Raw genomic sequence first — 22,917 nt, forward strand, 5'->3', positions numbered from 1 at the left:
GAATGTCCGAGCATTCTGCTGGGGATAGGCGTTTTAGTCGAGCTTGGAGGGTGGCGGCTCGGGGGCGTCCACCACTTTGCCCAGCGGCGGTTCCGGTGCGTCGTGCGTCTCGGCCGGGTTGGCGATGGTGCGTTTTTCGTCTTCTACCGGCACCAGCTTGTACTCCTGGCCGTGCAGGTTCTTCAGGTAAACCTCCATCTGCCGGAACGAGATGTTGATGTGGTTGTTCTTGAACTCGCGGTTGATAAAACGGTTCACCTCGTCGATCACCGGGTTGCGGTCACCGAGGTCGCGCACGTGCATGCGCAGTTCGTGGTCGAGGGTGCTTTCGCCGAAGTTGAGGAAGTACACGTGGGGTTCGGGTTCTTTCAGCACCCGCGGGTTTTCGCGCGCGGCCTGGAGCAACAGGGCTTTCACCAGGTCGAGGTCGGAGCCGTAGTCCACGCCGAGCTTGAGGGTGACCCGAGTGATGGTGTCGGTCAGCGACCAGTTGATCAGTTGCCCGGTGATGAACGTCTTGTTCGGGACAATGATGTCCTTGCGGTCGAAGTCGGTGATGGTGGTGGCGCGGATGCGGATCTTGCTCACCGTGCCCGACAGGTTGCCGATGGTGATGGTGTCGCCGATCCGCACCGGGCGCTCGAACAGGATCATGATGCCGGAGATAAAGTTGGCGAAGATCTCCTGCATACCGAAGCCCAGGCCCACCGACAGCGCCGCCACCAGCCATTGCAACTTGTCCCAGCTCACGCCGAGGGTCGATAGGGTCGCCACAAACCCCACGCCGGCAATCACGTAGGACAGCAACGTGGTGGTGGCGTAGGCGCTGCCCTGGGCCAGGTCCAGCTTGGACAGCACCAGCACTTCCAGCAAGCCGGGCAGGTTGCGCGCCAGGGCGAAGGTGATGCCGATGATGATCAGCGCGCCGAGCATGTCGCCGATGCTGATCGGCACCATGCTGATATTGGCCCCGGTGCCGCTGGTGTATTCGTAGAGGGTGACGTTGTCGAGGTAGGAGAACACCGAGATCAGGTCCGACCACACCCAGTACAGCGCCGCGATGAAGCCGCCGAGCAGGGCCAGGCGGATCAGGCGCATGGATTGTTCGTTGACCTGTTCGATGTCCAGGGTCGGCTCTTCGATCACCGCTTCGCCTTCGCCGGCTTCCTTGGCGGCCTGGCGTTTTGCCAATGCCCGCGAATAGGCCAGGCGCCGGGCGGCGACGCCCAGGCCGCGGGCGAATGTGGCTTCGATCACCAGCCAGAACATCAACAGGTACAGGGTGTTGATCAACCGGTCGCTGAGCTTCAGCGCGGTGTAGTAATAGCCGAAGCACACGGCGATAAACAGTGCGATGGGCAGCGCGGTAAACAACAGACCCGCGGTTTTGCGGAACAGTGAGGCTTTCTCGTGGGTCGTGCTGTGCAACAGCAGGCGACCCAGCAGCCAGGCCATCAGCGCATAGCAGGTCAGTACCACGCCGATGCCCAGCACGTCGTCGGCCAGGGCTGCCGGCTGGTGCTCGGCAATGGCCACCACGGCCACCAGCGCCAGCACCACCAGTCCGAGCTTGCGTACCCAGCCTTGCAGGAATGCGACCTGCGGTCGTTCCCAGCGGAAGTGCAATTCGGCGACGCCGCCTGGCGCGAGGATTCGGTAGGCGGTGTAGAACACCAACCACGCCTGGGCGATCTGCAACAGCGCGGCACCCAGGTTGGCGTTTTGCCCGCGGGCGTCGATCTGCAACGCATAACCGCATAACGCCAGGCCCAAGGCCACGGGCATGGCCAGCAGGATATTCACCAGGATCGCCTGGGGCGTGTGCCATTGGCTGTCACGCTTGAAGTGGCCGATGTCCATGTGCACCTTTTTCAGCCGCGCGTACAAGGCATTGCGCCGCCACAACAGTGCGCCAATCAACAGCAGCAACGGCAGGAACAGCAGCGGGCGCTGGGTCAGGCCGTCGTACAGTTCGCTGACGCTGGAGGCCCAGGGCAGGGAGGTGACTTGCTTGCTCAGGTGGTCCGGGACGGTTTCCAGCCACTCGGTGTCCAGCGGCTTGTTGCTGGGAATCCAGAACATCTGCTCATCGAGGGTCGCACGCAGGGTGGTGGCGGTGCTCAGCAGTTGTTTCTGGTTCAGTTGCAGGGTGATCGATTCATTGAGCAGCGCGCTCAGCTCGCGGCTCAGGCGCTCGAGCAGGTCGCTGCGGGTGATCGCCAGTTCCAGCAGAGTGCGCCGCAATTGCGGGGTGACCTCATCCGGCGGCTGGTTGGCCAGCAGGTTATCCACATAGGTGCTGGGCGAGCTGATCAGTTCGCGCTGCTGGTTGACCTCGAACTGGTACAGGCGAATGTTGGCGATGTCGTCGGCGAGGTTGCGGTCGACCGTGAGGCGCGGCAAGGCCTGTTTCTGTTTGTACAGAATCTTCGACAGCAGCAGGCTGCCCTTGAGCACGTTGATCTGTTCGTCCAGCGCCGAGTCGCTCTGGGTCACGGTGTCCAGTTGCTGCTTGGTCTGCAGGTTCTTCTGGGTCAGGTCGTTGAGGCGGTCGGTGCTTTTGAGCAGGTAGTCGGACAGCTTCAGGTTGGCCGCGCTTTCCGTGGCCAACAGGCTGCTGCTGCCGGCTTTCTGCGCTTCGATGGACTGTTGGGTCACCGTCTGTTGGGACTGGGCCAGGCGTTTCTGGTTGATCAGGGTTTGCAGGTCCTGGATCTCTTGTTCCAGGCGCGCGGTTTTTTCCACCACCAGGTCATGCTGGCTGTTGCCCAGGTCTTGCAGTTGGCTGTTGCCGGCCAGTTCCTGGCGGCGCAGTGGGATCAGGGCATTGAGCGACGCCAGTTCGGCGTTCAACTGGTTGCGTTGGTCGGCGCTGAGGGTTTTGCCATTGTCCTTGCCGGCCTTGAGGGTCGCGTTGATCTGCTGGATGCGCGTCTGGCTGCTGCTGATTTCGGTCTGCGCGCGCTCGGGGCGGGTCTGGGCGGCGATGGTCAGGCTGTTGGCGTCGGCCAGGTCTTTTTGCAGGTCGCCTTGCTGGGTGGTGCGCTGCACCAGCAGTTGTTCCAGTTGCGGCACCGGCAAGGTGGCGTAGCGCTGGGCCACCGGGACGACTTTGGTGGCCTTGAGCCGGGTCAGTTCGCGCTGGTTTTCGCTGGTCTGGCGCGGGGCGTCTTGCAACTGGCGCTTGAGATCGACCAGGCGCTGCTCGTAATCCTGCTTGTTGCCCAGGTGAGTCAGCGTCTGCTGCAGGATCGCCTGCAGCGCCTTCATGTCGGCGTCGGGCAGCTTGCGGTCGGGCAGCTTGTCCAGGGTTTGCTGGATAGCGTCGGCGCTGGGCGGGTCGGCGGCGTATACGCTGCCGACACAAAGGGTCAGGCCCAGCAGGGCAGTGGCGAGAAAAGTGCGCAGGGTTGGCATAGAGACCGGTCGAGCAAGGTGAAGAATCGGGGCAGTATTGCCCCGCAGTTTAGAGGAAGAGTCCGGGGCCCGGGCGACTTCCTTCGGGGAATCTGACGCCGACTTTGCCAATCTTGTTCCCGTCCATGACTGCGACGGTCCAGATCGTGTTGTTCCACTCCACCTGGTCGCCGACCACCGGCGCGCCGCCGACTTTCTGGGTGATGAAGTGGCTCAGTGGCATGTCCGGGTCGATGCCTTCGAGCTGCAGGCCGTACAGCGCCGAGACTGCGCCCAGTTGGGCGTCGCCTTCGAGGATGAAGTCGCCGAAGAAGCGCAAATCCAAGCCGCGTTGCGGCGCCTGGCTGAACAGTTTGCCCAGGGCCGGCAGGTTGTGTTCGTGACCGATCACGCAGAGCAGATCGTCGGCTTCCAGCACCGTACTACCCGACGGATGGAGCAGTTGCTGGCCACGGAACAGTGCAGCGATACGCGTGCCTTCGGGCATTTTCAGCTCGCGCAGGGCTGCGCCGATGCACCACTTTTCCGCGCCCAGGCGGTAGACGAACAGCTCCCACTCACTGGTGACGTGAACTTCCAGGGCGGCGCGGGAAATCGGCGCCGGCTCCGGTGGCACGGTCACTTTCAGCAGCTTGGCCACCCACGGCAGGCTGGTGCCTTGCACCAGCAGCGAGACCAGCACGATAAAGAACGCCAGGTTGAAGTACAGCTGTGCATGGGGCAGGCCGGCCATCAGCGGGAACACCGCAAGAATGATCGGCACCGCGCCGCGCAGGCCGACCCAGGCGATAAAGGCTTTTTCGCGGCCGTGGAACGCCTTGAACGGCAGCAGGCCGACCATCACCGACAGCGGCCGCGCAAACAGGATCATCCACAGCGCCAGGCCCAGGGCGGGTAGCGCAATCGGCAGCAGGTCGTGGGGCGTGACCAGCAGGCCCAGCACCAGGAACATGCCGATCTGGGCGAGCCAGGCCATGCCGTCGAGCATATGCAAAATGCCATGACGGCTGCGCACCGGGCGGTTGCCGATCACCAGGCCGCACAGGTACACGGCGAGGAAGCCGCTGCCGTGCAGGGCGTTGGTCAGGGCGAAGACGAACAGGCCGCCGGCGATCACCAGGATCGGGTACAGGCCGTTGGCCAGGTTGATGCGGTTGACCATCTGCAGCATCAGCCAGCCGCCGCCCAGGCCGATGAGGCCGCCGATGCCGAACTCGCGCACCAGGTGCAACAGCAGGTTCCAGTGCAGGCCGGTCTGGCCGCTGGCGAGCATGTCGATCAGGGTGACGGTGAGGAACACTGCCATCGGGTCGTTGCTGCCGGATTCGATTTCCAGGCTGGCGGAGACCCGTTCGTTGAGCCCCTTGCCGCCGAGCAGCGAGAACACCGCGGCGGCGTCGGTGGAGCCGACAATCGCGCCGATCAGCAAGCCTTGAATGATGTTGAGGTCAAACAGCCAGGCCGCGGCCATGCCAGTGAGGCCGGTGGTAATCAACACCCCCACCGTGGCCAGCGACAACGCCGGCCAGAGTGCCACGCGAAAACTCGCCACCCGGGTGCGCAAGCCGCCGTCGAGCAGGATCACGGCCAGGGCGAGGTTGCCCACCAGGTAGGCGGTCGGGTAGTTATCGAAGATGATGCCGCCGCCGTCGACGCCGGCGACCATGCCCACGGCCAGGATGATCACCAGGATCGGAATGCCCAGGCGGGACGAAAGAGAACTCACCAGAATGCTCGCACTCACCAGCAACGCGCCGATCAAGAACAGGCTGTTGATGGTGGTCGCATTCAAAGGCAGTACTCCATGGGCAAAATAAGACGGACGCATTCTGACCATGCAGTCTGCGTGCCAGCGATTCTAACCTGTTGAATTGCCGCGCTGTCAAAAAGGTTTTAGCGGCGGGCGCCGATCTAAATGTGGGAGGGGGCTTGCCCCCGATTGCGGTGGGTCAGCTGTAGATAAGCTAGCTGACAAATCGCAATCGGGGGCAAGTCGAATCGTCGCACCGCCCCTCCCACATTCTTAGAGGCGAAACCGCCCGACCATCCCGTTCAAATCCACCGCCAGGCGCGACAACTCGCTGCTCGCGGCACTGGTCTGGCCGGCGCCGGTTGCCGATTGCACCGACAGATCACGAATGTTCACCAGGTTGCGGTCCACTTCCCGTGCCACCTGCGCCTGTTCCTCCGCCGCGCTGGCGATCACCAGGTTGCGTTCATTGATCTCGACAATCGCCGTGTTGATCGTATCCAGCGACATCCCCGCGCCTTTGGCGATGTTCAGCGTCGATTCCGCGCGCTCGGTGCTGTTGCGCATCGAATCCACGGCATGCTCGGTGCCGGCCTGGATACTGCCGATCATCCGTTCGATCTCGCTGGTCGACTGCTGGGTGCGATGCGCCAGCGCACGCACTTCGTCGGCCACTACGGCAAAGCCACGGCCGGCTTCCCCGGCGCGTGCGGCTTCAATCGCCGCGTTCAGGGCCAGCAGGTTGGTCTGGTCGGCGAGACCGCGAATCACGTCGAGCACCTTGCCGATGTCGCGCGACTCATTGGCCAGGTCGCCGATCAGCGTCGCGGTGGCTTGCACGTCGCCGCTCATGCGCTCGATGGCGCTGACGGTTTCCTGCACCAGGTCGCGGCCGTCACCGGCGGAGGTGGTGGCGTTGCGCGAGGCCTCGGAGGTGCTCACCGCATTGCGCGCGACTTCCTCGACGGCGCTGGTCATCTCGTTGACCGCGGTGGCGGCCTGTTCGATTTCGTTGTTTTGTTGGGTCAGGCCACGGGCGCTTTCGTCGGTCACGGCGTTAAGCTCTTCGGCGGCAGAAGCCAACTGAGTGGCCGAGCCGGCGATGCGTTGCAGGGTGTCGCGCAGCTTGTCCTGCATCTTGGCCATGGCAGCCAGCAGGCGGCCGGCTTCGTCGTGGCCATCGACCTTGATCGGGCGTGTCAGGTTGCCTTCGGCGATTTCTTCAGCCGCGTCCAGGGCCTGGGCGATCGGCAGGGTGATACTGCGGGTCAGCAGCCAGGCGAACAACAGGGTCAGCGTCGTGGCGATGACCAGCAGCCCAACCACCAGGTCGAAGGCCAGGTTGTATTGGTCTTTGGCCTGCTGATTGGTGGTCAGGGCCATCTTGTTGTTGATGTCCGCCAGGCGCGCCAGCACGGCGTTGGTCTGCTCGGCGTTGCTCAGCAACTCGCTGTTGAGCAACTCGCGCAGCTCGTCGACCTGATTGGCCCGCGACATGCTCTTCATGCGCTCTTCGATCTGATGGTACTGGGCTAGCAGGCGCACGTATTCGTCGTAGGCCGCGCGTTCTTCGCTGCTGTCGATGAGTTTTTCGTAGATGCCCTGGGCGGTCCGAATCTGCTGGTTGCGCTGTTCGATGGTTTCCAGGGTTTTTTGCTGCACGTCTGGCCCGCGGTTGGTCAGCAAGCGGTATGACAGCACCCGCAGGCGCAATGTCAGTTGGGTGAACTCATCGAGGGCGCGAATACTCGGGACGCTGGACAGCGTGATGTCTTCTGCCGCCGCGCGGATTTTGCTCATTTGGTTCAGGGCGAACACACCGAGAAACAACATGAGTGCACCAATCAACGCGAAGCCTAGGAACGCGCGCGGCGCGATATTCATATTACGAAGAGACATGCGGGAGTCCTGGGAAGAAGCGCGATCCATGCGGCTATGAGACAGGGTGAGTATTACCTATCGGCAGTACGACTAAAGTCTAAAGTGGCGTGTGTTTTTATCGCATCTGACGAGGGGCCGGGCCGATTCAGGAACCAGATGGGGGAAATGCAGTCACTAAGGCTCGAAAGTGCGGCCCGGCCCTTAACAATCGGGCTGCGCGCCGGGGATAACCCTGGCATCCGAGGTGAATTTTCTTTATCGTCACCGCCCTTTTAAAAAGCCCAGGAAATCAAAATGTTAGAAGCATCCCTCAGCCAGCTGGAACAACTGGTCAGCGACCTGGTACAGCAGAATCAAGACCTGTTGGGCACCAATGAATCCCTCAAGGCGCAATTGGCCCGCGCCAAGGATGAGAACGACAGCCTGCAATTGAACCTGATGGAACAGGAAGAAAAGAACGGCGCCACCGCTGCGCGTATCCAGGCGTTGGTTGAGCGTGTGAGCGCAGGGCCTGTCAGCGCATGAACGAAGGGATAAAGGTCGTTTCGATTCTCGGAGAGGATTACTCGATCAAGGCTCCGGCCGGGGAAGATCAAACCCTGATGCACGCCGTGACCCTGCTCAAGGCCTCCCTGGCCACCACCAAGAAAAAGTACCCGACCCTGATCGGTGACAAGCTATTGGTACTGGCCGCGCTGAACCTGTGCGCCGAGCAGATCGAAATGCAACAGCGTCACCAGCAGGAACTCGACCGTTACCAAGAGCAAGTCAGCGCCACGGTCGAGGTGATTTCCAAGGCTATCGGACAGCCTTAGAACCACTCATCCTGCATGCCGAGGCACGTATCGTCGCGGGCCTCCAGTATTGCCAGTTCATGATGGCAGCCCGGTACTTCCCAGGTCAGGAAGTAGCGGGCCGCCTGGAGCTTGCCTTTATAGAACGCGGTGTCCGCCGCATTGCCCTTGGCCAGGCCTTCTTCGGCGCGAATCGCCTGCTCCAGCCAGCGCCAGCCAATCACTGTGTGCCCGAACACCTTCAGGTACAGCGCCGAATTCGCCAGGCTGCTGTTGACCTTGCCTTGGGCGAGATCCGTCAGCAGGCCGATCGTCACGCTTTGCAGGCGCGCCACCAACTGTTCCAGCGGTTCTCTCATGGCCTTCAGCGATGGATATTGCTGCGCCCGTGCGCCTGTTTCGGCGATCAACCGAATCAGTTGCTTCAGGCCCGCGCCGCCGTTCTGCGCGAGCTTGCGCCCCAGCAGGTCGAGGGACTGGATACCGTGGGTGCCTTCATGGATCGGGTTGAGGCGGTTGTCGCGGTAATACTGTTCCACCGGGTATTCGCGGGTGTAGCCGTGGCCGCCGAGGATCTGGATCGCCAGCTCGTTGGCCTTGAGGCAGAACTCCGAGGGCCAGGATTTGACGATCGGCGTCAGCAGGTCGAGCAGTTCGTGAGCGCGCTTGCGTTCGACGTCGGTTGCCAGGGTGGTGGTGTCGTCGAACAGGCGCGCGGCAAACAGGCCGAGGTCGAAGGCGCCTTCGACGTAGGCTTTCTGGGTCAGCAACATGCGCTTGATATCGGCGTGCTGGATGATCGACACCGGCGCGGTACTCGGGTCTTTGCTGTCCGGCAGGCGGCCTTGCGGGCGTTCGCGGGCGTATTCCAGGGAATACAGGTAGCCGGCGTAACCGAGCATCACCGCGCCCATGCCGACGCCGATGCGCGCTTCGTTCATCATCTGGAACATGCAGCTCAGGCCCTGGTGCGGTTTGCCCACCAGATAGCCGACACAGTGCCCGTTATCGCCGAAATTCAGCGCCGTGGACGTGGTGCCGCGCCAACCCATCTTGTGAAACAGCCCGGCCAGCAGCACATCGTTGCGCTCACCCAGGCTGCCATCGTCGTTGACCAGGAATTTGGGCACGATAAACAGCGAAATGCCCTTCACCCCGGCCGGCGCGTCCGGCAGTTTGGCCAGCACCATATGCACGATGTTTTCCGACAGCGGGTGGTCGCCGCCGGAGATAAAGATCTTGTTGCCCTTGAGCCGATAGCTGCCGTCCGCCGCAGGCTCTGCGCGGGTACGAATGTCCGACAGCGACGAGCCGGCATGCGGCTCGGTCAGGGCCATGGTGCCGAAGAAGCGGCCCTCGATCATCGGCTGCAGGAAGCGTTGCTTCTGCTCCTCGGTGCCGAAACTTTCGATCAGGTTGGCGGCGCCCATGGTCAGGAACGGGTAGGACGTTGACGCCGCGTTGGCCGCCTGGAAGTGCGCGAAGCAGGCCTGGGACAGCAATGTCGGCAACTGCATGCCGCCGGCTTCGAAACTGCGCGCGGCATTGAGGAAGCCGGCTTCCAGGAAGGCGTCCACGGCCGGTTTGACTTCCGGGATCAGGATGGCCTTGCCGTCCTCGTAGCGCGGTTCGTTTTCGTCGTTTTTGCGGTTATGCGGTGCGAAGTACTTTTCGGCAATGGTGCGGGCGGTACTGATGGCCGCGTCGAAGGTTTCGCGATTATGTTCGGCAAACCGCTCGCGCTGGGTCAGGCCCTCGGCATCGAGGACTTCGTACAGCTCGAAAGCCAGATTGCGGGAACTGAGGAGCGTCTCGGACATGGCGGCTTACCTGTGTGGGAAGGAGCCTGAGTCTAAGTGCGCGAATAGAGGCTGGATAGCAAGATTGATCTGGGTGATGGAGGGGCAGAACGCGGACGAGGAATTGAAATACAGCCAAAATGTGGGAGGGGGCAAGCCCCTCCCACATTTTTTACCGCGTTCCGGCAGTTAGCCGATGGTCATCAGGCTGGCGTTACCGCCCGCCGCTGCGGTGTTGACGCTCAGCGCACGCTCGATCACCAGGCGCTCCAGGGCAATTGCCGTCTCGCCTTGGGACAAACCATGTACCCCGACAATCGCCCCGCCACGCTGGGCCACTTGCTGGCAAACCGCGCGCAGTTGATCGGAATCGCCGTGATGCAGGACTGCGTCGAACAGCACATCGTCCTTGGTCCAGTCGGCCACGCGCTTGATCTTCGCCTGAATCTCTTTCGGCAGGCGTGGGAACAAGGCTTTGGTCAGCTCGGTTTCCGGCCATACCGCCGAACCGCCGACGGCCAATACCGCCGCCAGTTGGGTCAGTAGGTCACCTTCTACTTCTGCCAGGCACAGTACGTGCTCACGGGGCAGGATGGCGTAGCTGTTGCGCTCGCCGGTCGGGCCGGCCAACAGGCGGGTGATACCGCTTTGCGATTGCGTGGCGAACCGGCTGCACAGGGCGCTCAGGTCGCTGAGCGTGTGGCTGTCGGCCCAGGCTTTCAAAGCGGTCAGCGGTTGGCTCATGGCGTCGCGCAAGCGCACATCCGGTGCGGACAATGCATCGCCGCGAACGAAGGACTGCTCGATCGCATCGGTAGGACGCGTCGACAGCAGGCGGTACAGGTACAGCGGACCACCGGCTTTCGGGCCGGTGCCCGACAAACCTTCGCCGCCAAACGGCTGCACGCCGACCACCGCCCCGACAATGTTGCGGTTGACGTAGACGTTGCCGGCATGAACGTTGTCGATCACCTTGGCGATGGTCTCGTCGATGCGCGTGTGTACGCCCAGGGTCAGGCCGTAGCCGGAAGCGTTGATCTGGCCGATCAACTGGTCGATCTCCTTGCGCTTGTAGCGCACCACGTGCAGCACCGGGCCGAAGATCTCCCGTTGCAGCTCGTCGAAGCTTTCCAGCTCGATCAGGGTGGGCATCACGAAGGTGCCGCGCTTGATCTCTTCGCCGTCGGCGATCGCCACTTGGTACACCGCGCGGCCTTTGTCGCGCATGGCCTGGATGTGTTTCTCGATGCCAGCCTTGGCTTCGGCGTCGATCACCGGGCCGATATCCACCGACAGGCGCTCCGGGTTGCCCAAACGGCATTCAGCCATGGCGCCCTTGAGCATTTCGATGACGCGGTCTGCAGAATCTTCCTGCAGGCACAGTACACGCAGGGCCGAGCAACGCTGGCCGGCGCTGTCGAAGGCCGACGACACCACGTCGATGACCACTTGTTCGGTCAGGGCCGAGGAGTCGACGATCATCGCGTTCTGGCCACCGGTTTCGGCGATCAGCGGGATCGGTCGGCCCTGTGCATCCAGGCGTCCGGCGACATTGCGTTGCAGCAGGCGCGCGACTTCGGTGGAACCGGTGAACATCACGCCTTTGACGCGATCATCGCCGACCAGGCGCGCACCAACGGTTTCGCCCTGGCCCGGCAGCAGTTGCAGCACGCCTTCCGGAATACCGGCTTCGAGCAGGATACGTACCGCTTGTGCGGCCACCAGCGGGGTTTGCTCGGCAGGCTTGGCCAATACCGGGTTGCCGGCGGCCAGTGCGGCGGCGACTTGCCCACTGAAAATCGCCAGCGGGAAGTTCCACGGGCTGATGCAGACCACCGGGCCCAATGGGCGGTGGGCGTCGTTGGTGAAATCGTGACGCGCCTGCACCGCGTAGTAACGCAGGAAATCCACAGCTTCGCGCACTTCGGCGATGGCGTTGGCGAAGGTCTTGCCGGCTTCGCGGGCCAGCAGGCCCATCAGCGGCTGGATCTCGCCTTCCATCAGGTCGGCGGCGCGTTCAAGGATCGCGGCGCGCTCGGCGGGCGGGGTCGCCTGCCAGATCGGGCCGGCGTTGATGGCGCACTGGATCGCGTTGTCGACGTCATCGACGGTGGCTTCCTGTACGTGGCCGACCACATCACGCAGGTCGGACGGGTTCAGCACCGGCGCAGCGGCTTCATTGCTGGTGGCGCAACCCAGCATCGGCGCGGCTTTCCAGTGGTTGTGCGCGGTGGCCAGCAAGGCGCAAGACAGCGACGCCAAGCGGTGTTCGTTGGCCAGGTCGATACCGGCCGAGTTGGCGCGGTCGCTGCCGTACAGGTCACGCGGCAGTGGAATACGCGGGTGCGGCAGGCCGAAGCCGCCTTCCAGCGTCGCCATTTGCTCGATGCTGGCCACTGGATCGGCCACCAGCTCCTGGATCGAGATGGACTGGTCGGCAATGCGGTTGACGAACGAGGTGTTGGCGCCGTTTTCCAACAGGCGACGCACCAGGTAGGCCAGCAGGGTTTCGTGGGTGCCGACCGGGGCGTACACGCGGCACGGACGGTTCAGCTTGCCCTCGGCCACTTTGCCGACGACCTGTTCGTAGAGCGGTTCGCCCATGCCGTGCAGGCATTGGAACTCGTACTGGCCGGGGTAATAGTTCTGACCGGCGATATGGTAGATAGCCGACAGGGTGTGGGCGTTATGCGTGGCGAACTGCGGGTAGATGACTTCCGGCACCGACAGCAGTTTGCGTGCGCAGGCAATGTAGGACACGTCGGTATAAACCTTGCGGGTGTAGACCGGGTAGCCTTCCAGGCCTTCGACCTGGGCGCGCTTGATTTCGCTGTCCCAGTACGCGCCTTTTACCAGGCGGATCATCAGGCGGTGGCGGCTGCGGCGCGCCAGGTCGATGACGTAGTCGATCACATACGGGCAGCGCTTCTGGTAGGCCTGGATCACGAAACCGATGCCGTTCCAGCCGCTCAGTTGCGGCTCGAAGCACAGGCGTTCGAGCAGGTCCAGGGACAGTTCCAGGCGGTCGGCTTCTTCGGCATCGATGTTCAGGCCGATGTCGTATTGCTTGGCCAGCAGGGTCAGGGACAGCAAGCGCGGGTACAGCTCGTCCATCACCCGTTCGTACTGGGCACGGCTGTAACGTGGGTGCAGGGCCGACAGCTTGATGGAAATGCCCGGGCCTTCATAAATCCCACGGCCGTTCGAGGCTTTGCCGATGGAATGAATGGCTTGTTCGTAAGAGGCGAGGTACTTCTGTGCATCGTGTTCGGTGAGTGCGGCTTCACCGAGCATGTCGTAGGAATAGCGGAAACCCTTGGCTTCGAACTTGCTCGCATTGGCCAGGGCTTCGGCGATGGTTTCGCCGGTGACGAACTGCTCGCCCATCAGGCGCATGGCCATGTCGACGCCCTTGCGGATCATCGGCTCGCCGCTCTTGCCGATGATGCGGCTCAGGGATGAGGTCAGGCCCGCTTCGTTGTGGGTGGCGACCAGTTTGCCGGTCAGCAGCAGGCCCCAGGTGGCCGCGTTGACGAACAGCGACGGGCTGTTGCCCAGGTGCGGTTGCCAGTTGCCGGTGCTGATCTTGTCGCGGATCAGTGCGTCGCGGGTGCCTTTGTCGGGGATGCGCAGCAGCGCTTCGGCCAGGCACATCAGTGCCACGCCTTCCTGGGACGACAGGGAGAATTCCTGCAGCAAACCCTGGACGATGCCGGCACGGCCGCCGGCGCTCTTCTGATTGCGCAGTTTTTCTGCAATCGACGCGGCCAGCTTATTCGTGGCTTCGGCCATCTGGGCCGGCAGGCGAGCCTGTTCGATCAGCATCGGCACCACTTCCGGCTCCGGGCGGCGGTAAGCGGCGGTGATCGAGGCGCGCAGTACGGATTGCGGCAGGATGCTCTCGGCGAACTCGAGGAAGCACTGATGGGCGTGGTCGGCCTGGACCTCGCCGGCGTCGTCGGCCTCCTTGCTGCTCAAGCCATTGAGCTCGGTCAGGGTTGCACCACCCTCGAGTTTCTCCAGGTAATTGAAAATCGCCTGCTTGATCAGCCAGTGCGGCGTGCGATCAATGGAGGTCGCGGCCGCCTTCAGGCGCTCGCGGGTCGGGTCGTCGAGTTTGACCCCAAGGGTGGTTGTAGCCATTTTCTTATCCTCATGGGTGCCACTACCGAGTGGCATCAGCTGGCGGCAAGATTAGCTTCGGTCTGGAAGAGGTGCAACCGGGTGCAACCCTTTTTATGCATGAATTTTTCGCCGTTCCATCGGGAAAAAATCGACACTCGACCGAATCCGCTGCACTTTGGTGCATTTGCTTCTGAGATCGGCTGTTCTTGCTCCGAAAAGGAGCAAAAACGCGGTGTTTTCTGTAAAACACATCGAGGTGCAACTTATTCGCGAGAAACTGGTTGCACCTTATTTGCTTTGTTGAATAGCATTCGCGGCCAAGGTGCAACCACCCGTATGGTGTGGTTCATCGGCTGACGGCTTTCCTGGGGAAACGTCAGTCATAAATGCGCGCGATGCAGCTACGTTTACTCACTGGATCAGTGGGTGGCCGTCTGACAGACCGCCGCTACATAAAAACAAAGCCAGGGCGTCACTTCTATGAGCGTTAGTAATCCAACCCTGATCACGTTCGTGATCTACATCGCAGCAATGGTGCTGATCGGCTTCATGGCCTATCGCTCCACCAACAACCTTTCCGATTACATCCTGGGCGGTCGCAGCCTCGGTAGCGTGGTGACTGCCTTGTCAGCCGGTGCTTCCGACATGAGCGGCTGGTTGTTGATGGGCCTGCCGGGCGCGATCTACATGTCCGGCCTGTCGGAAAGCTGGATCGCCATCGGCCTGATCGTCGGTGCGTACCTCAACTGGCTGTTCGTGGCCGGTCGCCTGCGCGTGCAGACCGAGCACAACGGCGACGCCCTGACGCTGCCGGATTACTTTTCCAGCCGTTTCGAAGATAAAAGCGGCCTGCTGCGGATCATCTCCGCAGTAGTGATCCTGGTGTTCTTCACCATCTATTGCGCTTCCGGCATCGTGGCCGGTGCCCGTCTGTTCGAAAGCACCTTCGGCATGTCCTACGAGACTGCGCTGTGGGCCGGCGCGGCGGCGACGATTGCCTACACCTTCGTCGGTGGTTTCCTGGCCGTGAGCTGGACCGACACCGTACAAGCCACCCTGATGATCTTCGCGCTGATCCTGACGCCGATCATCGTGCTGCTGGCCACCGGCGGTATCGATACCACGTTCCTGGCGATCGAAGCGAAGAACCCCGACAACTTCAACATGCTGAAAAACACCAGCTTCATCGGCATCATCTCGCTGATGGGCTGGGGCCTGGGTTACTTCGGCCAGCCGCACATCCTCGCGCGCTTCATGGCGGCGGATTCGGTGAAGTCGATCGCCAAGGCGCGTCGCATCTCCATGACCTGGATGATCCTGTGCCTGGGCGGCACCGTGGCCGTGGGCTTCTTCGGCATCGCCTACTTCTCGGCGCACCCGGAAGTGGCCGGCCCCGTGACCGAGAACCACGAGCGCGTGTTTATCGAGCTGGCCAAGCTGCTGTTCAACCCATGGATTGCTGGCGTTCTGCTGTCGGCGATTCTGGCGGCGGTCATGAGCACTTTGAGCTGCCAATTGCTGGTGTGCTCCAGCGCCCTGACCGAGGACTTCTACAAGACCTTCCTGCGCAAGAACGCTTCCCAGGTTGAGCTGGTGTGGGTCGGCCGCGCCATGGTGCTGCTGGTGGCCGTGATCGCCATCGGCCTGGCCGCCAACCCGAATAACCGCGTATTGGGCCTGGTGAGCTACGCCTGGGCCGGCTTCGGCGCCGCGTTCGGCCCTGTGGTACTGATCTCGGTGATCTGGAAGCAGATGACCCGCAACGGCGCACTGGCTGGCATTCTGGTCGGCGCGATCACCGTGATCGTGTGGAAGCATTTCGAATTGCTGGGCCTGTACGAAATCATCCCAGGCTTCATCTTCGCCAGCCTGGCGATCTACATCGTCAGCAAGCTGGGCGCGCCGACTGCGGGTATGGTTGAGCGCTTTGATGCTGCCGAGAAAGACTACAACCTCAACAAATAAAACCTCGGGCGTTATGCGCCTGATGTGTTGAAGAAAACGGCTCGCTATCTTTTGGATAGCGGGCCGTTTTTCCTTCTGGTGCTTAAGCAAAGTAGATAGCGACCAAACAAAATCTGGCCCCTGCAATCGGGTGCTTATACGTTCAATTGATCACGGAAATGAAAGATCATCGCGCCTGCAACTCCGACTAGTCCGATCAGGGCTGTCCCGTGAAGAGCAAGTTTTAGGCAGCTCGGAAACGCCTCCACCTGCTGTAAATCAACGACGCCACGTTTTGCATTCCATCGCGGCAGAGCGATTGCCACGTAGACCACGCATAGCCTGCCCAATCTTCCACGTAAGGAGTTGCTCAAAAGATGTTTGTACGTGCTCAAGAGGCTGCACTGATCCAAATAGCGCTCCATCACCTCTAATTTCCGATAGGCCAGAAATAGATCGAGAATAACCGCTATGAGCATTGCGGCCGCTGACCCAAGTGCTATTTGGTCTTTCGTGGGGAGATTGAGGAAGTACTCAATATTCATACAGAACCTCTCCAGCCGTAGCGCCAATTTCACCACCCCAGTGCCCGAAAACAGCGCCTCCGACTCCGCCGGCTATCAAAAGACAGCTCAAGGCGAATGGCCCGGTTGTAGGAGCCATTACGGCGACACACAAGCCCATTCCGATCTGACCTCCAAGGATTCCTCCTGCTACACCGAAGGTCAATTTACCTGCCTCTACATACTTCGCTTTCCTGCATTGCTCCTCTCTTCCAGTGGAACACGCCTCCTTGATCTCCAACGCCGTTGCAGTCGTACTCAACGCGATGCCCAGCGGCGTGCCTTTTTTCAGCAGTTTTGCCGTCTTCGAAACCCGCGCAATCGTTTCGCTGTACTTCTTTATCTCTCCGCTGTGCAAATAACTCTTGGTCGAGATCCCTAGCATTTTCTTGATCGAACCTTCATTGGGCTGAGGCATTAGCGACTCCCCAATCATGGTGATCGGTTCGAAGGGAGGTCATTGCTTGCCATGGAAACAGTCCTTTTTGAATGAGCATGGCTGCGCAATTTAAATAGCGATTCGAGCGGTGTCGTGGTTTTGGCGGGGGATTTTTCGGTGGTTTTTTGCTTTTGGGAAAAGGGCTACTGAGTTGCGCCAGGTTTCCGACAGCGGCGTGAATGTTCACTGCCTTTACGCCGACGACCTTGCGGCACAAGGTCGCCTGCTTCACGCGCCATGCAGATGTTAGCCATGGCGCGCGGGTCGCTTATCTGGCCTCAGGCGTGTGTTGCAGCCAGCGCCTGTTGCAGATCCTCGATCAAGTCTTCAATCGCCTCGATCCCCACCGAGAGGCGAATCATCTCCGGCTTCACGCCGGCCTTGGCCTGTTCCTGCTCGTTCATCTGGCGATGGGTGGTGGACGCCGGGTGGCAGGCCAGGGATTTGGCGTCGCCGATGTTCACCAGGCGTTTGAAGATTTGCAGGGCGTCGTAGAAGCGTACACCGGCTTCGTAACCGCCCTTCAGACCAAACGACAGGATCGCCGACGGTTTGCCCTGCATGTATTTCTGCGCCAGCGCGTGGTGCGGATGATCGGGCAGCCCGGCGTAGCTGACCCACTCGACTTCGGCGTGATCTTGCAGGAACTGCGCGACCTTCAAGGCATTCTCGGTGTGGCGTTCCATGCGCAGGGCCAGGGTTTCCAGGCCTTGCAGCAGCAGGAAGGCGTTCATCGGCGCCAGTGCTGCGCCGGTGTTGCGCAGCGGTACGGTGCGGGCGCGTGCGATGAAGGCGGCGGGGCCGAATTTTTCGGTGTAGACCACGCCGTGGTAAGCCGGTTCGGGCTGGTTGAGGCCGGGGAATTTTTCCGCGTATTTCGCCCACGGGAACGTGCCGCTGTCGACAATCACGCCGCCCAGGGAGTTGCCATGGCCGCCAACGTATTTGGTCACCGAATGCACCACGATATCGGCACCGAACTGGATCGGTTTGCACAGGATCGGCGTGGCCACGGTGTTGTCCACCATCAGCGGTACGCCACGGGCGTGGGCCACGTCGGCGAGGGCTTGCAGGTCGATGATGTTGCCCGCCGGGTTGCCGATGCTCTCGCAGTAGACCAGTTTGGTGTTGTCGTCGATCAGTTCGGCGATGGCGGCGGCGGAATCGTCGCGGGCGAAGCGCACATCGACGCCAAAGCTCGGCAGCAGGTGGGCGAACAGGGTGTAGGTGCCGCCATAGAGCTGCGGCGTGGTGACGATGTTGTCACCGGCGCGGGTCAGGGTCTGGATCGCATAGTGGATCGCTGCGCTGCCGGCGGACACGGCCAGCGCGGCGATACCGCCTTCGAGCGCGGCCATGCGTTGCTCCAGCACATCGTTGGTCGGGTTCATGATCCGCGTGTAGATATTGCCGGGTACGTCCAGGTTGAACAGGTCGGCGCCGTGCTGGGCGTTATCGAATTCGAAGGCGACGTTCTGGTAGATCGGCACCGCGACGGCCTTGGTGGTCGGGTCGGACTTGAAGCCGTGGTGCAGGGCGATGGTGGCGTCTTTCATGGTTATTGTTGACCTCCTTGGTTTTAAGGGCGCCCCCGGGCAGGGTGGGAGCTGGCTTGGCTGCGATGGCATCATCGCGGAGTGCAGGTAATACCGCGTCGCTTGTGTCGCGGGCAAGCCCGCACATGCTGTAAGGATTAGATTGTTTTCACAAGGACGCCTGTCTTTGCGGCATAAGCACCGCCCGGCATGCGGCCCTGCACCTTTGCCCGTGTAGCAGGTAAACTTCGCCCCCTGCGCAGGAGCAACCATGAATTATCGTCACGCCTTTCACGCCGGCAACCACGCCGATGTCTTCAAACACCTGACCTTGACCCGCCTCATCGCCTTGATGTCGCGCAAGGAGCAGCCGTTCGCCTACCTCGATACCCATGCCGGGATCGGTCTGTACGACCTGCAGGGCGATCAGGCCAACCGTACCGGTGAATACCTGGAAGGCATCGCCCGTCTGTGGGGCAAGAGCGATCTGCCGCCATTGACCGCCGACTACATGCGCGTGCTGCACGAGATGAACCCGGATGGCCAGTTGCGCTACTACCCCGGTTCGCCGGAACTGGCACGCCGCCTGACCCGCCCCCAGGACCGCGTGCTGCTCAATGAAAAGCACCCGGAAGACGGCGTGCTGCTCAAGGACAACATGAAGGGCGATCGTCGCGTCAAGGTTCACCTGGGCGAAGGCTGGCATGTGCCACGCGCGTTGCTGCCGGTGCCGGAAAAGCGTGCGCTGATGCTGATCGACCCGCCGTTTGAACAGCTCGACGAAATGCAGCGCTGCGCGGCGTCGCTCAAAGAGGCGGTCGGCCGCATGCGCCAGACGGTCGCAGCGATCTGGTACCCGGTGAAGGACCAGCGCATGTTGCGCCGTTTCTACCAGGACCTGGCCGGCACCGGTGCGCCGAAGCTGCTGCGCGTCGAATTGCTGGTGCATCCGTTGGACACGCCCAACACCCTGACCGGCTCGGGCCTGGCGATTGCCAACCCGCCGTGGGGCTTGGAAGAGGAGTTGCGTGAGCTGCTGCCGTGGCTGTCCAAGCAACTGGGCCAGACCCAGGGCGGGTGGCAGATGGATTGGCTGATTGCTGAGTAACCGAGTCTGGCGCAGGCCCATGTGGGAGGGGGCTTGCCCCCGATAACGGTGTGTCAGTCCATACATCTGTACCTGAGACATTGCTATCGGGGGCAAGTCGAACCGTCGCACCGCCCCTCCCACATTTTTTTAGATCGGGCAGGTCACGCCTGTACCGCCAATCCCGCAATAGCCCTGCGGATTCTTCGCCAGGTACTGCTGGTGATACGCCTCGGCGAAGTACACCGTCGGGGCCTCGTCGATTTCCGTGGTGATGGGCCCCAGGCCAGCCTTGGTCAGCTCTTGCTGATACGCCTGCGCACTGGCCTGCGCCGCCGCCAATTGCTCCGGCGTGGTGGCGTAGATCACTGAACGGTACTGGCTGCCGATGTCGTTGCCCTGGCGCATGCCCTGGGTCGGGTTGTGCAGTTCCCAGAACATCTTCAGCAAGTCTTCGTATTTCACCTTGGCCTGGTCATACACCACCAGCACCACTTCGCTATGGCCGGTCAGGCCCGAGCAGACTTCTTCGTAAGTCGGGTTCGGCGTGTAGCCGCCGGCATAACCGACCACGGTGCTGACCACGCCATCGCGCTGCCAGAATTTGCGTTCTGCGCCCCAGAAGCAGCCCAGGCCGAAGATCGCGAAGCCGACGTCGTCGAGGAACGGGCCGAGCAGCGGGTTGCCGTTGACGAAGTGCGTCTCCGGCAGCGTCATCGGGGTTTCGCGGCCAGGCAAAGCTTGTTCTGCAGTAGGAAGCACGTTTTTGTTCACCAGAATTTCCGAGCGCAAGACCATGATCAGTCCTCTCGTCAGGTTGAGTTAACAGTAAAGAATCAGACAGCCAGTGTGCCCGAGTGTTACAGCGCTGTCAGGCGATTGGCCCGCGAGGGTAGCGTTTAAGCTTCTCGAGCAGCTCTGAACCGGGGATGGGCCGGTCGAACAGATAGCCCTGGCCGACGTCGCAACGGTGCCGACGCAGGAACGCCAACTGCTCGGCGGTCTCGATGCCTTCGGCCACGACCTTGAGCTTGAGGTTGTGGGCCATGGCGATCACGGCGGAGGTGATTTCCATGTCGTCCTGGTTGTCCGGGATTTCGTGGATAAAGCTGCGATCGATCTTGATGATGTCGATCGGGAATTTTTTCAAGTAGCTCAGCGACGAGTAACCGGTGCCGAAATCGTCCATGGCCAGGGTCAGGCCCAGGCTTTTCAACTGGTCCAGTTGCAGGCGGGTATCCTCGGTGGCCTCCAGCAGCAGGCCTTCGGTCAACTCAAGTTCGAGCAGGTTGGCCGGCAGTTCTTCTTCCTTGAGGATCGAGGCAATCGAGGCCACCAGGTCCGGGTCGGAGAACTGTTTGGGCGACAGGTTGATCGCCACCTGCAGGTTGCCCAGGCCGGCGGCGCTCAGTTGCTTGCTCATGCGGCAGGCCTGGCGGGCGATCCATTTGCCGATGGGGATGATCAGGCCGGTTTCTTCGGCCACGCTGATGAACTGGTCGGGGCGGATCATGCCCTTTTCCGGGTGGTTCCAGCGCAGCAGCGCCTCCATGCCCAACAAGCGGCCACTGCGCAGGCACAGCTTGGGCTGGTAGAACACGTCCAGCTCGTTCTGGGTCAGGGCGCGGCGCAGGTTGTTTTCCACGAACAGTTTGTAGCTGGCCTCGGCGTTCAACGCTTCGGTAAACACTTGTACCTGGTGTTTGCCGTTGGCTTTGGCCTTGTGCAGGGCCAAGCCGGCGTTGCGCATCAGGGTTTGCGGGTCGCGGCCATGCAGCGGCGCGCAGGCCAGGCCCACGGAGCCGGTGACGCTGATCAATTGGTTGTCGACGAACATCGGCTTGTCGAGGGTCGCCAGCAGTTGGCTGGCAACGAGCTGGCCGCTCTCCAGGTCGGTGTCGTCGAGCAATACCGCAAATTCGTTACTGGCAAAGCGCGCCAGGCTGCCACCGGCGCTGAGGCTGTTGCGCAGGCGCCGGGCCAGGCTGATCAGCAGCTTGTCGCCGGTCTGGTGGCCGAGGCTGTCGTTGATCCGCTTGAAGTTGTCGATGTCCACCAGCAACAGACAGATCGGGCTGTCGCTGTCGCGGGCAAAGCGTTCGTCGAGGTTGCGGATAAACGCCGGACGGTTGCCCAGGTTGGTCAGGTTGTCGGTATAGGCCAGGCGCTCGATGCGCTGCTGGGCCAGCTTGGTCTGGGTGATGTCTTCGTAGATGCCGATATAGTGGGTCAGCTCGCGATTGTCGCCATAGACCTTGGAGATCGACAGCTGGCCCCAATAGGGTTCCAGGTTCTTGCGTCGGCTCTTGAACTCGCCCTGCCAGCTGTTGCTCTTGGCCAGGCTCGACGGCGCGTCGAACAGCAATTCGCTGAGGTTTTCCAGCGCGGGCAATTGCGCCAGGCGATGGCCGTGGACCTCTTCGGTACTGTACTGGGTGATCGCGGTAAAACTGGGGTTGACGTACTCCACCACGCCATCGCAATTGACCAGCAGGAAGGCGTTGGCGCTTTGTTCCACCGCGCGCTGAAACAGGTGCAGGGCGCTGGTGGCGGTACGACGGTTGTGATTGTTGATCACTTGCGCGAACTGATCCGCCAGCTCGCCGGCAAAGGCGATCTCGTCGGACTGCCAGACGCGTGTGCAGCCGCTTTGTTCCAGGCACAGCACACCCACGACCTGGCCATCGACACGGATGCTCGCGTCGAGCATTGCATACACGTCGTTGGCCTGCAGCGATTCGGCCATTTCGCGGGTGCGTGGGTCGCGCATGACATTGGTAGCATCGATCGCCCGGCTGGTCTGCAGGGCTTCGAGATAGTCCGGAAAGCCACTGGCATCAATCGGCTCGGGCAAGTGGTGGCGCTGATCGGCGCGCTGGTACGCCGAAATCGGTACCAGGCGCTGGCCTTCGAGGTTCCAGATGCTGGCGCAATCGATCTGGTAGATATCGCAGGCGCTGCGGGTAATCAGCTCGGCGGCTTCCTGCAGCGAATTATTCGTGGTGTAGCGCTGGCGTGCGAGCAGCAGGATCAGCTCTTGCTGGGCGCGTACCCGTTCCAGGTGCAGCAACTGTTCCTGTTGCGCGCGCTGGTTGAGTTCCAGGGCGATCTGCAGGCGGCTGTTCTGGCTTTCCAGGTCGGCTGTCGGCGCTGTCGACGGGATCTCGCTGAACAGGCCGTCGACCACCATCAGGTAGCCCCGCAGCAGGTGGCGATTGTGTTGTTTGTAGGCTTCGCCCAGTTCCAGCAGGCTTAGAGGGCCGTCGTTGGTGTGCAGGGTGTAGCGCACCAGGTAATGAGGGCTCTCGGCCAGTTGCTGCTGGATGGCATCGTGCAGTTGATAGCGCGCCTGTGGCTCCATCAGGCTGGCGTAGGGCGAGCCGATCAGCGCGCACAGTTCAACCGCCGGCAGGCCGAATTGGCGCTCGCAATTGGGGTCTAGGTAGAGCAGGGCCCAGCTTGCCTCATTCAGCCGCTCGAAACGCAGCATACCGAGGCGCGAAGGCACCGGTAATTGCGTCACTACCTCGGCCGCCGTCCGGGCGACATCGGGTTGGCTTTTCATGGGGAAGCTCACTTGAAA

The 22,917-nt window shown here is 61.7% G+C and carries 15 protein-coding genes and 1 pseudogene; 5 read left to right on the forward strand and 11 right to left on the reverse strand.

Annotated features, from left to right (window positions below):
• Positions 1 to 33 precede the first annotated feature (33 nt).
• From mscK to C8K66_RS31740, 4 genes and pseudogenes are all read right to left on the reverse strand, one after another.
• Entirely contained in the window at positions 34 to 3,417 is a 3,384-nt protein-coding gene (mscK, locus tag C8K66_RS23405) for a mechanosensitive channel MscK (RefSeq protein WP_108526063.1), read from the reverse strand.
• Between the two features lie 49 nt (positions 3,418 to 3,466).
• Positions 3,467 to 5,209, reverse strand: coding sequence for a potassium/proton antiporter (locus tag C8K66_RS23410; RefSeq protein ID WP_046384946.1), 1,743 nt, complete (start codon positions 5,207 to 5,209; stop codon positions 3,467 to 3,469).
• A 231-nt stretch (positions 5,210 to 5,440) separates the two neighbouring features.
• Positions 5,441 to 6,313, reverse strand: a complete 873-nt coding sequence (locus C8K66_RS31735) for a methyl-accepting chemotaxis protein (RefSeq protein ID WP_371928164.1) — start codon at positions 6,311 to 6,313, stop codon at positions 5,441 to 5,443.
• Between the two features lie 30 nt (positions 6,314 to 6,343).
• Positions 6,344 to 7,096: pseudogene (locus C8K66_RS31740) on the reverse strand (MCP four helix bundle domain-containing protein); the annotation flags it as partial.
• A 246-nt stretch (positions 7,097 to 7,342) separates the two neighbouring features.
• On the opposite strand from C8K66_RS31740, the gene C8K66_RS23420 reads away from it, so the two are divergent.
• On the forward strand, positions 7,343 to 7,573 hold the full coding sequence (locus tag C8K66_RS23420) for a hypothetical protein (RefSeq protein ID WP_017849821.1): 231 nt from the start codon (positions 7,343 to 7,345) through the stop codon (positions 7,571 to 7,573).
• The gene (locus C8K66_RS23425; RefSeq protein WP_017849820.1) at positions 7,570 to 7,863 is read left to right on the forward strand and encodes a cell division protein ZapA; all 294 of its coding nucleotides are present in this window, start codon (positions 7,570 to 7,572) and stop codon (positions 7,861 to 7,863) included. Before C8K66_RS23420 ends, C8K66_RS23425 begins: the two co-directional genes overlap by 4 nt.
• Here C8K66_RS23425 and C8K66_RS23430 read toward each other — a convergent pair.
• Both C8K66_RS23430 and putA read right to left on the reverse strand, forming a co-directional pair.
• Positions 7,860 to 9,662, reverse strand: coding sequence for an acyl-CoA dehydrogenase (locus C8K66_RS23430; RefSeq protein WP_046384944.1), 1,803 nt, complete (start codon positions 9,660 to 9,662; stop codon positions 7,860 to 7,862). The genes C8K66_RS23425 and C8K66_RS23430 overlap by 4 nt on opposite strands.
• A gap of 168 nt (positions 9,663 to 9,830) precedes the next feature.
• Positions 9,831 to 13,784 carry a trifunctional transcriptional regulator/proline dehydrogenase/L-glutamate gamma-semialdehyde dehydrogenase gene (putA, locus tag C8K66_RS23435; protein WP_108526065.1) on the reverse strand — a complete coding sequence of 1,318 codons (3,954 nt, stop codon included), beginning with the start codon at positions 13,782 to 13,784 and terminating at the stop codon, positions 9,831 to 9,833.
• Positions 13,785 to 13,865: 81 nt separating this feature from the next.
• On the opposite strand from putA, the gene C8K66_RS30655 reads away from it, so the two are divergent.
• Both C8K66_RS30655 and putP read left to right on the forward strand, forming a co-directional pair.
• Entirely contained in the window at positions 13,866 to 14,123 is a 258-nt protein-coding gene (locus tag C8K66_RS30655; protein ID WP_132849954.1) for a hypothetical protein, read from the forward strand.
• Between the two features lie 123 nt (positions 14,124 to 14,246).
• A complete protein-coding gene (putP, locus tag C8K66_RS23440; protein WP_046384943.1) occupies positions 14,247 to 15,731 on the forward strand; it encodes a sodium/proline symporter PutP in 1,485 nt (494 codons plus the stop codon).
• 134 nt (positions 15,732 to 15,865) lie between these two features.
• Here putP and C8K66_RS23445 read toward each other — a convergent pair whose 3' ends face one another.
• The 3 genes from C8K66_RS23445 to C8K66_RS23455 all read right to left on the reverse strand — a co-directional run bounded on the left by C8K66_RS23445 (position 15,866) and on the right by C8K66_RS23455 (position 18,268).
• The gene (locus C8K66_RS23445) at positions 15,866 to 16,255 is read right to left on the reverse strand and encodes a hypothetical protein (protein ID WP_108526067.1); all 390 of its coding nucleotides are present in this window, start codon (positions 16,253 to 16,255) and stop codon (positions 15,866 to 15,868) included.
• Complete coding sequence (locus C8K66_RS23450; RefSeq protein ID WP_371928161.1) at positions 16,245 to 16,691, reverse strand: hypothetical protein; 447 nt, start codon at positions 16,689 to 16,691, stop codon at positions 16,245 to 16,247. Before C8K66_RS23450 ends, C8K66_RS23445 begins: the two co-directional genes overlap by 11 nt.
• A 299-nt stretch (positions 16,692 to 16,990) precedes the next feature.
• Complete coding sequence (locus C8K66_RS23455) at positions 16,991 to 18,268, reverse strand: O-acetylhomoserine aminocarboxypropyltransferase/cysteine synthase family protein (RefSeq protein WP_017849813.1); 1,278 nt, start codon at positions 18,266 to 18,268, stop codon at positions 16,991 to 16,993.
• A gap of 250 nt (positions 18,269 to 18,518) precedes the next feature.
• On the opposite strand from C8K66_RS23455, the gene C8K66_RS23460 reads away from it, so the two are divergent.
• Entirely contained in the window at positions 18,519 to 19,355 is an 837-nt protein-coding gene (locus tag C8K66_RS23460) for a 23S rRNA (adenine(2030)-N(6))-methyltransferase RlmJ (protein WP_017849812.1), read from the forward strand.
• Positions 19,356 to 19,484: 129 nt separating this feature from the next.
• Here the strand turns inward: C8K66_RS23460 and msrA are convergent, their stop codons facing one another.
• Together msrA and C8K66_RS23470 are read right to left on the reverse strand one after the other, a co-directional pair.
• On the reverse strand, positions 19,485 to 20,132 hold the full coding sequence (gene msrA, locus C8K66_RS23465; RefSeq protein WP_017849811.1) for a peptide-methionine (S)-S-oxide reductase MsrA: 648 nt from the start codon (positions 20,130 to 20,132) through the stop codon (positions 19,485 to 19,487).
• Between the two features lie 73 nt (positions 20,133 to 20,205).
• Entirely contained in the window at positions 20,206 to 22,899 is a 2,694-nt protein-coding gene (locus C8K66_RS23470) for a bifunctional diguanylate cyclase/phosphodiesterase (RefSeq protein ID WP_046384941.1), read from the reverse strand.
• Between the last annotated feature and the right edge of the window lie 18 nt (positions 22,900 to 22,917).

It is taken from the genome of Pseudomonas sp. GV105 (assembly GCF_003058185.1).
GTDB lineage: Bacteria > Pseudomonadota > Gammaproteobacteria > Pseudomonadales > Pseudomonadaceae > Aquipseudomonas > Aquipseudomonas veronii.